Below are 10,253 nucleotides of genomic sequence, written 5' to 3'. Positions count from 1 at the left end.
AGCACTGGTAGAAACCGGCCAATTGCTGCCTCTCATCGAAAATCCATAACTTAATCAGTCGGCAGGTTGATTGTCTCGTCCAGTGCATGCGCCGCTTGAATCGGATCGAAGTACTCCCGGATAAACCTGAGCTTGCCGTTCTCGGCTTCCACGAACAAAACATAGTTCTGCCTGTAGATGCGACCTGTGGCCTTGATCCGGCCTTCGGCCTTTACTTGCGCGACGGCTTTCGAATGCTCGGCAAAGGCATCGAGCTGAAGGTCGTAAAAGCGAAAGTCTTCCACCGCGGCGATAAACCAGCCGACGTGCCCCAGCACCTCATCACGACCCGACAATCGGGCCGGATGGCCAAGGCCCGGCGCATAGGGGAGCTCCCAGACGATGTCGTCCGAGATCAGCGATTTCCATTTTTCAGGGTTGGCGACAAACGTATCGAAGTGTGCCTGAAGCAGTGCTTGGGCCCGGTTCATTCTTTCGCCTCCAAGGCTTTGATGGGCGGTGCGCAGCGACGGCTGCTCACGGCGTGGTCGAAAGAATGTCCCATGCAACGCCGTTCAGGAAAACCCGATTAATTTCGATGCTCAGGTTCTGGAAAATCGACAAGTGACTCCCTCAACCGGAGGTATCCAGCAGCGCGCCTTGTTGAACGAAACGGTCGATCAACCACCTTGCCGCCGGACCCGGTGGCAGATCCGTGCGGTAGATGACGTCGAAGGAATATTTTCCGCTTTTGTATTCCGGAATGTTCAACTGCACGAGCCGGCCGCTCTCCAGATCCTCCTGGACCATCGGCGCCGGCATGTTCCCCCAACCGATGCCTTCGCGCAGCAGCATGTGCTTGGCGCCCAGATCCGCCAGGCGCCAGGTGCGGTTGCTGAGCACGGCGAAATCCTTGTCCCTGGTCAGCAGCGAGCGATCGGACAGCACCAGTTGCGTGAACTCTCGCCCGGCGCCTGGAACATTCGAGTCGCTCGAAGCCAGCGGATGATTCGGGGCTGCCACCGGAATCAACTCGACGCTGCCGACGCCGATTCTTTCGATACCGTCGATACCTTCGTTCATCGGCCCACTGACGCCGACGATTGCGCCTCGGTTGATCACCAGTTCCGTGACGGCGCCGAGGGCTTCCATGTGCAAGTGCAGGGCAACCGTAGGAAATTCTTCCCGAAAGGATTTGAGGGCGTCCACCACGCGCTCCGGGGGCAGCATCACATCGAGCACCACGTGAACTTCGGCTTCGAGGCCCTGAAGCAGCCCCTTCACTTTGGCGCGTAAACCATGAATGCCGTTGGCGATGGTCCTGGCTTCGGCCAGCACGGTGCGGCCGGCGTCGGTGAGCTGCGGTTTGCGTGTGGTCTGACGGTCGAACAGCGACACACCGAGTTGCGTTTCCAGGTTGGCAATCGAGTAGCTGATGACTGAAGTGGCACGATGCAGCTTTCTGGCAGCCGCTGCAAAACTGCCGACTTCAACAACGGTCAGGAACACCCGCAGTTGGTCGAGTGTCGGTGTTCCGGGATCAGAAATCATGCCTGTTTCCTCGAGCGTAATGGTCAGTACCCGCGGACCCGGATGCGGCCAGGCTCTGACCGCGAATGTGCGCGTCCGGGCCTGTTGCAGAGGTCCGTTCAGCGTTTTTCACGATTGAACTCCCTTTCGATGATGTGAATTGCTTGCCTATTTATTCGAACCTAATGATCTAAATTAGTCTTCTATTCAGATTAGATGTCAAGGCGCAAGATTTCTTCACAGCAGCGATTCATGGCGAGTCGCGCAAACTTTGAAGGAATTACCTCATGACGACTTCCGCAAACATCGCTCCTTCCACCCACTCTGAACAGAACCGGTCCGACGTGACCCAAGCCTCGGCCTCGTTGATCGGCCGCGTACTGCTCAGCGCAATTTTCATTCTCTCCGGTTTTTCGAAACTGGCCGCTCCCGCGATGATGGTCGGCTACATCAGCTCCGTGGGCCTTCCGCTTCCGCAACTGGCGCTGGCGTTGGCGATCGTTGTCGAGATCGGTGGCGGCCTGGCGTTGATCGCCGGTTACCGCACCCGCACCGTTGCCGCGGTACTGGCCGTGTTCAGTGTGTTTACCGCACTGGCTTTCCATAACGCGCTGGGCGATCAGAACCAGTTCATCCACTTCTTCAAGAACATCGCGATGGCCGGTGGCCTGCTGCAGGTCGTGGCTTTCGGTGCCGGTCGCTTCAGCCTCGACGCTTGCCGTCGTTGATACCCCCGCGCTGCGAAGGCCGGTCCCTCGCAGCGCAGTGTTTTCCTCCCTTATTCAATAGTCGAGACCTCCATGAAAGCCATACGCGTGTACGAATACGGCAGCCCTGAAGTTTTACGTCTGGAAGACATTACAGACCCGGTGGCAGGTATTGGTGAAGTGCTGATCGATGTCGCCGGAGCAGGGGTCAACCCGATTGACTGGAAGATCCTGTCCGGTGCCATGAAAGCGTTCATCCCGTTACCGCTGCCGTTTACCCCGGGAGTCGAAGTGGCCGGTACCGTGATCGCGCTGGGGCAGGGCGTCACTGAGTTCAGCATTGGCGATGAAGTGTTCGGCTTCATCAACATCGTCGGCGGTTATGCGACCAAGGCGGTTGCCCAGGTTGCAAAGCTGGCGATAAAACCCAAATCGCTGAGTGCCTTGCAGGCCAGCGCTGTCCCCGCAACTGCCCTGACGGCCTGGCAAGCCCTGACCGACCACGCTGGCGTGCAACGGCGGCAGAAGGTGTTGATCCATGCCGCGGCCGGTGGTGTGGGCAGCATGGCGGTGCAGATTGCCAAATACCTGGGCGCTGAAGTCTACGCAACGGCCTCTGCGCACAATCATGCCTACCTGAAGGACCTCGGTGCCGATTACACCATCGACTACAGGACCCAGGCATTCGACGAGCTGGTGGCCGGTGTCGATGTCGTACTGGATCTGGTGGGCGGCGAAACGCAAAACCGTTCGTTCAAAGTTCTGAAAAGAAACGGTGTGCTGGTCTCGCCAGTGAGCCTGCCGAATATGTCGCTGGCCAACGACTATGGCGTGACCCCCGCCAACTTCGCCACCCGTTCCGATGGCCGACAGCTCACGCTCATTGCCGAACTGTTCGACAAGGGCCACCTCACGGTCGACGTCGAGGCCTACCCGTTGAGTGAGGCCAAAGCGGCGATCGAGAAAAGCATGGGCCGTCATTTGCGGGGCAGGCTTGTCCTCGATACAACCCGGTAAGTCGCCAGCATCGGGTGCGGTTACTGATAAACCTGCGGTACATCTGCCGCATTCATCTTCCGAATCACCAAACCGATGAACGCCGACACTGCGGGCGGAAGCTGTCGGCGGCTCGGATACAGCACATTCAGGCCGTAGCCGTTGGGCTGGTATTGAGGCAACACCGGGACCAGTACGCCGGTATCCACTTCAAGCTTGGCCATCAGCGGCGGCAGCAACGCGATGCCGAGGCCCGCCACGGCGGCCTTGCGCTGCGACTGAGCGGTATTGCCGCTGAAGCGCCCGGTCACTTGTATCTCTTCCTCACCCTTCGGGCCGATCAAATGCCATGTGGCATGGCCGCCGGGATGCGCGGAAATCACGCAGTCGTGGCTCGCCAGGTCCTGTAGCGTGCGGGGTGAGCCACGCGCCGCGAGGTAGTCGGGGCTGGCAACCATCCCGACGCTGCGCGGGTCAAGGATCTGACGACCGACATAGCCTGAATCGCGCAAGGGGCCGCCGCGAAAGGCGACATCGATCTGCTCGGCGATCAGGTCGGCCTTTGCATCGCTGAGCACGAAGTCGAGTCGCACGCGTGGATACGCGGTCAGAAACTCGCTCACCCACGCCATCTCGAAGAAGTCGAAAAAGTCTGCCGGAGCCGCCACGCGAACCCGGCCACTGGGCTCGCTACTGCCCGTGATCAAATCCTGTCCCGCTTCCAGCAGGTCATCGACGGCACCCACGCAACGCTCATGAAAGCCCTGGCCTGCACTGGTGAGCGTGAGCTTGCGAGTGGAGCGTTGCAGCAACCGGGTGCCGAGCCGCGTTTCAAGCTGCTGGATGCGCCGACTCACGGTATTGGGCGGCATGCCCAGCCGTCGTGCGGCTTCTGCAAAGCTGCCGCAATGTACTACCTGGACAAACATGGCGATGTCATTGAGGTCGAGCATGGCGGGGGATTCCTGATGCTGGTGGACGAGTGCAATCCAATTGTACCGCCTTATCAAGTAATCAGGCCTGGCCTATTGTCTGGAGCATCGGGCCGAAAGGCCGCCAACTTCGAGTATTCACGATGCCTTTCAAGCAACAACCTCAGATCGATACACAAGACACCGTTACCCGGCGGGCCATCCGCTACCGCACCACCGGCAGTGGGCATGGCGCGATTGTCCGGTTGATGAGCCCTTCGGATCTTGGCCACCTGATCAAGCCTTTTGTGTTCCTTGACCTGTTTGAAGGCGAGAGCTCATTCATCAACGGCATGCCGCTGCATCCGCATTCGGGCATCGCCACTGTCACCGTCATTACCGAAGGCAATTTGCGTTTTGAGGATGCTGATTCGGGTACGGGGATGATTGACTATGGCGGTGTTGAATGGATGCGCGCGGGTGGCGGGGTCTGGCATGGCAAGGAAATGTCGGTCGGTACATCGAAGCGCATTCAAGGTTTTCAGCTGTGGGTCGCATTACCGCCGGCATTGGAAAACGCCAGTGTCGATAGCCAATACCTGGAGTCAGGCGCGATGCCGCAAACGGGACCGGCGCGTGTGATCCTGGGGACGTACCAGGGTGTGCAAAGCCCGGTCCGTGCTCCCGCTGGCATGAACTACCTGCTGGTCACGCTGCCTGCCGGAGAATCCTGGACTTATGTGCCGCCCAAGGGGCATGAGTCGTTGTGGCTGAGTGTCAGTCGCGGGGTCCTTGGCGCTCCGGAGGTGGTCATGACGGGAGAAATGGTCGTCTTCGAACCCGGTAGCGGCAGCGTTACGCTCAAGGCCGGGCACAGCGATACGGTCTTCGTGATCGGCTCCGCGGAGCCTCATCCTTATGATCTCTCGCTGGGAAACTACTCGGTGCATACCAACCCGCAAGCCTTGCGTGCCGGGGAGGCGAAAATCGCCGAGATCGGTGCCCGGCTGCGTGAATACCTGAAAAAACCAAACGGGTCAGCCAGCGTGCCAGTTTTCAAGTAACCCGAGCGTGCGGTCTGAATCAGCTGCAAACGTCGCAAACGACCCATGGCAGACATGCTGAACAGCCATTACGGCGTCGGCAATCCCAGTCGACGTGCTTCGTCGCTCACATTCATCCTCGCGCCCTTGAGCGTCGGTCGATGGCCGAGCAGCCGGGTGGCAGGCTCCAGGCTGTCATCCGCAGGCACGAGCAACGCCTGCAAGCTCAATGGATCGATAACACCCCAGTTGGATAAATCGGAACAACCGCTACCGCTGCATACCGCCTGGTAGACGATTCGTGGGGCGCTGTTCGCGTCGGTGTCGCACGTGCCTCTTATGAAATCGACGTTGCTGTACCGCAGGAGTGTCGAACGCGGACCACGTTCTACACGCAGTATGACGTCAGCGCCTTCAGTCGATCGTAATGGCAGGGTCGTGTCGACGCTCATGGTGACTGTGGCTTCACCACACTGGAATACCTGTTCGGCCAGAACCGATTGAGAAGCCATTGTGAGCAGGAGGGAACAGCTGGCGATCCGTAGCATGCTGGTAGCTCAGAAATATACAAAAAGCGGATGCTAGCAGACCTGTCTGCGAACCGGATGGAAACCACACACTCCCATAGTTTTGAAGTCCGCAATCTGGCCGATTGCTGACTGTCTCGAAGGGCAGCAACCGACCCATAGCTGCCGGTGGGAGCCGACAGAAACCCGCCAAAAGCAGACTGAATCGCCGCATCTTTCAAAGACTCTCTCCAAGCTCTGAAAATTGCGTTATCAGAATTTACTGGCGATAACTGTATTGCGCCGCTGAGTCGGCGATTGGAGGCTTCCATGTTGGGGCAGCTCTACGCGCAGTTACCTGGATCAGGGGCTCGTCTGCGGTGCGTGCCTGTTGTCGCGACGGTTCCAGCATGTGTCAAAAACATCGCGGCTTTCACACAGGCATCTAAACTTGTCTGTTGGGAAGGGCTTAGTTAAACGTGAATTGAGTCGCGGTGACTGGTTAGTAACGATACTGCTGTCGCGTTCTGTCGCGCCCCCATGCTTAAACCATCGCTAAGCAGTAGTAGGGCCGTTCGCGGCACAATCGGAGCGCAATCATGCTGAACCTGTCGCAGCAACTTCACCCCGTGGAGCATCGCGCGACGCGCTTGCGGCTGATCATAGTTGGACTGGCGACCATTCTATGGGCCATGCACATCGGCCCGGCTCTTGCCGCTGATGCAGTCAAATTCTCAGAGACACCGCCCTCGGAGACGCTCACCGTCGATCCGAGTGAGATCCAGAAGCCGTGGACCGGTGATCTTGAGGCGATGAAGGACCGGCGGATCATTCGCGTCCTCACGATCTATAGCAAGACCTTTTACTTCGTCAACAAGGGCACCCAGCGCGGCGCGACCTACGACTGGTTCAGTGTGTTCGAGAAGGAACTGAACCAGAAGATGGCGCCTTCAAAGTCGGATGCAAAGAAACATCTGAAGGTTCAAGTGGTCTTCGTTCCAGTTAGTCGGGACCAACTACTGCCGGCGCTAGTTGCCGGGAAGGGTGATATAGCTGCGTCCAACCTCACCATTACCCCTGGGCGACGGGAGTTGGTGGACTTCTCTGTGCCCGCGTATACCAATGTCAGCGAAGTGATCCTGTCCGGTCCCACTTCACCACAGGTCGTCAGCATCGACGATCTGGCGGGAAAGGAGGTATTCGTTCGCAAGTCTTCCAGCTACTACGAGAGTCTGGTCGAGCTAAACAAGCGCTTTTCCGCAGAAAGTCGGCCCCAGGTGACCATCAAGTTGGCGCCGGAGGAGTTGGAGGACGAGGATCTGGTCGAGATGCTGAATGCCGGACTGCTACCACTCATCGTCATGGACAAGCACAAAGCGGACCTCTGGAAGCAGGTCTTTCCCAAGGTAACGGTCCATGAAGGGATTGCCGTCCGCACGGGAGGAGAAATTGCCTGGGCGATACGGAAGGGGAGCCCGCAACTCAAAGCTGCTGTAGATGACTTTGTCGCCCGTCACGGAAAAGGAACCAAGACGGGAAATATGATTCTGGTGCGCTATCTGAAGAGCGCAAAATACATCAAGGACGCGGCATCCACGTCGGAGCGGAAGAAGTTCCTCGATTTGATTCAGTTCTTTAAGCAGTACGGCGACAAGTACAGTGTCGACTGGCTGCTGATGGCTGCTCAGGGATACCAGGAGTCGCGGCTTGATCAATCCGTTCGAAGCCCTGTGGGAGCCATCGGCGTGATGCAGGTCATGCCGGCGACAGGCAAGGAGCTGAAGGTAGGTGATATCAGGCAAACCCAGCCGAACATCGAGGCTGGAGTCAAGTACATGCGGACGATGATAGACAGGTACTACGGTGACGAACCGATGACCGAGTTGGATAAGGTCCTGTTTACCTTCGCGTCGTACAACGCCGGTCCCGCCCGAGTTGCCCGATTGCGCGAGGAAGCCGCCAAGCGCGGGCTGGATCCCAACATCTGGTTCCATAACGTCGAGTACGTTGCTGCCGAGCGAATCGGCGCGGAGACAGTGACTTACGTCAGCAACATCTACAAGTACTACATTGCCTATCGGCTGATCATGGAAGCGCGGGAGGCGAAGCAGCGCGCGGCGGAAGGGATCACGGCTGAGCCTGATTAGGACTGCAGCGTAGTTCGTGTGCAGCGGGAGCAATTGTGGGCGCGGGCATTGATATTCGGGCCCCGGCGATAGTCCGATAAAGCTCCGGTGTGCTTTTCCGGTTCGAAGTGCGTTCTGGCGAAGCGACCTAGGGCCCCGGTGCACACCGCACCACGGCGTTGAGGTTCAGCCTGTCGAGGAGGGAAGACGATGAGAGCATTGCGAATGAGTACGTTGGTAATGGCGGCATGCATGACCCTGGCGACGGCATCGGGCATTACCCGTGCCGAAGAGGTTGCCATGATCACCGGCGAGCAATGGGTGCAGTCGTCGGAGCAGCTCAAGAAGGTCTATCTCATCGGCATCGCCAACGCTTATCAGGTGGAGAGGGCCTACTATGGGTCGAAGCCGCCATCCGATGAGCAGAGCCTGATTCCGCGTTTCGGCAAGGGCCTGAAGGGCCATACGCTCGACAGTGTGCGCGAAGGGCTGAACCAGTGGTACGCCGCCAATCCCGACCGCGTGAAACGCCCCGTCATCGAGACCATCTGGTTCGAGATGGTCTTGCCCGGACTGAAACAGAATAAGTAGCGGAGGTGAACATGAAGAGGTTGCAATTGTTTGCCGCAGTCCTCACCGCAGCGAGCGTGATCGGTTGCACCTCGATGACTGCTAAGCAGCAGGGGACGGTGAGCGGTGCGGCTATCGGTGCTGCGGCCGGCGCTGGCATTGCCGCGATCTCCGGTGGCAGTGGATGGACTGGCGCTGCGATTGGTGCCGTCGCCGGCGGGGTTGCCGGTAACATCAAAGGCAGTAGGCAGCAGAAGTAGACGGGCCAATCCTCGCTACGGCAAGGGCCTCCCTATGACATGGATCATCGGCAGGCCCAATCAGCCGCGCTCCACCTCGACACCGGGGGGGCTGTACCCTTCAGCTCGTCGCGTCGCCCTGAAGCAGCGACGCAGCAGATCGAGAGTTCCTACTTGCACAGGCAATGGCCTGTTTCCAGCAGCAGGTTCTGCCCCCCCGAGCTCGACGTTGCCGAGCACGGGCTTGCGCGAGCGGGTTGTCCTGCGACAGCGCGATGATAGACAAAAAGAGGGGACGATTACTTCCGTACTCCAAACGTCCACTACTGACCGAATAGCAACGGACTTTCCTCGACCGGTTGAATCCACAGCCGATACCTGCCTGTCACAATTGGCAGGTAACAACCAGCATCAGACAAATGTCTCACGAACGCATGAATGGAATGTAGCGTAAGTCCCAGGTTTCAAAGCCCTCCGCCGAAGCGATACTGCCAGACGATGCCAATAGCATCGTATTCGCTGCCGGTACGGGTATGCGCACCATCACTCGCAAACAGCTTTAGTGAGTGATTTCGGTTCAACGGCAGCGAGAGGGTGCCCCCATAGCGTGTATTTTCCTGAAAGTCGTGGTTACCGACCCCATCGACTGAGGTACTCCCGCCAGCGAAGTAGGTCCCATCCAGCGAGGCCCAGACACCGTTTCTAAAGGCATAGATAAGATGCACCTGTGCCTGGTAAGTCGGGTTCTGGGAAAATGTACGGTCGCCAAGGTACTGGTCATTGTCGGTGTAAAAGGTTCCCGCACCGGATAATTCCAGGGTCACGGGTCCCAAGCGCTTGGAAATCCCAAGTTCGGGCTTGAATGACCAGCGGTTGTTGCCGAGATTTACCAGCTTACTGGAGTCGTATTGGCCAAGTGGCGCCGTAATTGCCAGGCTGGCGCCGATAATCACATCCTGTTGATAGCTGGGGAACTCAGCCAGGGACATCGCCGGGGCGCCATATAAGTTGACCGAGAAGCGGAATCTTGGATCGATCAACCCAGTAACATTTCGCTCCTTGGGTTCACCGGCGAACAGGGCCGAGCCCGTCAATCTGGCTTCAGGCACGACGATATCGAACTTCCCGGAGCGGCCCCAGACGTCCAGGGACCTGGCAAAGGCAAACACGACAGTCTTGATGTTGAGCTTGGCATCCTCGAGTGGGACTGAGGGGTTGGCGGTTACGCTACCATGGAGGTCGCTGTACCCCATGAGCAGGAAATTGATACCGACCGGCGTATTGGCGTAGGACCTGGGTTCGAGATCCTCTGCGACTGCACTGGGGGCTAAGATAATGAGCGAAGCGGATGCGAACCGAGCCAGCCTGACGACACAGAGTTTGTGTTCCATCCACATTCGCTCGCTTCCTGTCAGGACCTCAGGGTTCTATGTATTGTTGTAGTGCATCTGCATTCGTTTAGCACTTACAGCTGCCGCCAGCATTGTGTGATCGCACTTACTGTTTGATCGGATACTCCTGGTCGATCAGTGACTAGGCATACTGTTTAACAGATGAGGGGTGCCTCCCTGATTTCGTGGACAACTCGAATTCTTATAACAAGGCGCTGCAAGAGACAGATCGCCTGGGTTTCCTAAGACGAAATC

The 10,253-nt window shown here is 58.1% G+C and carries 11 protein-coding genes; 6 read left to right on the top strand and 5 right to left on the bottom strand.

Going from position 1 to position 10,253, the window contains the following annotated elements; all coding sequences use genetic code 11:
* Nucleotides 1-50: 50 nt before the first annotated feature.
* Together ACCD00_RS28900 and ACCD00_RS28895 are read right to left on the bottom strand one after the other, a co-directional pair.
* Nucleotides 51-470, bottom strand: coding sequence for a nuclear transport factor 2 family protein (locus tag ACCD00_RS28900; protein WP_413428639.1), 420 nt, complete (start codon nt 468-470; stop codon nt 51-53).
* 142 nt (nt 471-612) lie between these two features.
* A complete protein-coding gene (locus ACCD00_RS28895; protein WP_413428638.1) occupies nt 613-1,530 on the bottom strand; it encodes a LysR family transcriptional regulator in 918 nt (305 codons plus the stop codon).
* 266 nt (nt 1,531-1,796) lie between these two features.
* On the opposite strand from ACCD00_RS28895, the gene ACCD00_RS28890 reads away from it, so the two are divergent.
* Together ACCD00_RS28890 and ACCD00_RS28885 are read left to right on the top strand one after the other, a co-directional pair.
* Nucleotides 1,797-2,237 carry a DoxX family protein gene (locus tag ACCD00_RS28890; protein WP_413428637.1) on the top strand — a complete coding sequence of 147 codons (441 nt, stop codon included), beginning with the start codon at nt 1,797-1,799 and terminating at the stop codon, nt 2,235-2,237.
* A gap of 72 nt (nt 2,238-2,309) precedes the next feature.
* Nucleotides 2,310-3,233, top strand: coding sequence for an NADP-dependent oxidoreductase (locus ACCD00_RS28885; protein ID WP_413428636.1), 924 nt, complete (start codon nt 2,310-2,312; stop codon nt 3,231-3,233).
* A 20-nt stretch (nt 3,234-3,253) separates the two neighbouring features.
* Here ACCD00_RS28885 and ACCD00_RS28880 read toward each other — a convergent pair whose 3' ends face one another.
* Nucleotides 3,254-4,165, bottom strand: a complete 912-nt coding sequence (locus ACCD00_RS28880) for a LysR family transcriptional regulator (protein ID WP_413428635.1) — start codon at nt 4,163-4,165, stop codon at nt 3,254-3,256.
* A 122-nt stretch (nt 4,166-4,287) separates the two neighbouring features.
* Between ACCD00_RS28880 and ACCD00_RS28875 the strand changes: the two genes are divergently transcribed.
* Nucleotides 4,288-5,187 (top strand): pirin family protein, encoded by a 900-nt coding sequence (locus ACCD00_RS28875; protein WP_413428640.1) that lies wholly within the window; start codon nt 4,288-4,290, stop codon nt 5,185-5,187.
* A gap of 68 nt (nt 5,188-5,255) precedes the next feature.
* Here the strand turns inward: ACCD00_RS28875 and ACCD00_RS28870 are convergent, their stop codons facing one another.
* Complete coding sequence (locus ACCD00_RS28870; protein WP_413428634.1) at nt 5,256-5,678, bottom strand: hypothetical protein; 423 nt, start codon at nt 5,676-5,678, stop codon at nt 5,256-5,258.
* Between the two features lie 593 nt (nt 5,679-6,271).
* Here ACCD00_RS28870 and ACCD00_RS28865 point away from each other — a divergent pair.
* From ACCD00_RS28865 to ACCD00_RS28855, 3 genes are all read left to right on the top strand, one after another.
* Entirely contained in the window at nt 6,272-7,819 is a 1,548-nt protein-coding gene (locus tag ACCD00_RS28865) for a transglycosylase SLT domain-containing protein (protein WP_413428633.1), read from the top strand.
* 204 nt (nt 7,820-8,023) lie between these two features.
* Nucleotides 8,024-8,389 carry a hypothetical protein gene (locus ACCD00_RS28860; protein ID WP_413428632.1) on the top strand — a complete coding sequence of 122 codons (366 nt, stop codon included), beginning with the start codon at nt 8,024-8,026 and terminating at the stop codon, nt 8,387-8,389.
* A gap of 11 nt (nt 8,390-8,400) precedes the next feature.
* The gene (locus ACCD00_RS28855; RefSeq protein ID WP_413428631.1) at nt 8,401-8,628 is read left to right on the top strand and encodes a YMGG-like glycine zipper-containing protein; all 228 of its coding nucleotides are present in this window, start codon (nt 8,401-8,403) and stop codon (nt 8,626-8,628) included.
* Nucleotides 8,629-9,071: 443 nt separating this feature from the next.
* On the opposite strand, the gene ACCD00_RS28850 is transcribed toward ACCD00_RS28855, so the two are convergent.
* The gene (locus ACCD00_RS28850) at nt 9,072-10,004 is read right to left on the bottom strand and encodes a transporter (protein WP_413428630.1); all 933 of its coding nucleotides are present in this window, start codon (nt 10,002-10,004) and stop codon (nt 9,072-9,074) included.
* Nucleotides 10,005-10,253 lie beyond the last annotated feature (249 nt).

It is taken from the genome of Pseudomonas sp. Pseusp3 (assembly GCF_047304225.1).
Taxonomy (GTDB): domain Bacteria; phylum Pseudomonadota; class Gammaproteobacteria; order Pseudomonadales; family Pseudomonadaceae; genus Aquipseudomonas; species Aquipseudomonas fluorescens_CD.
Note: the sequence above shows the minus strand (reverse complement) of the source record. Positions and strands in the feature narration are given on the sequence as shown.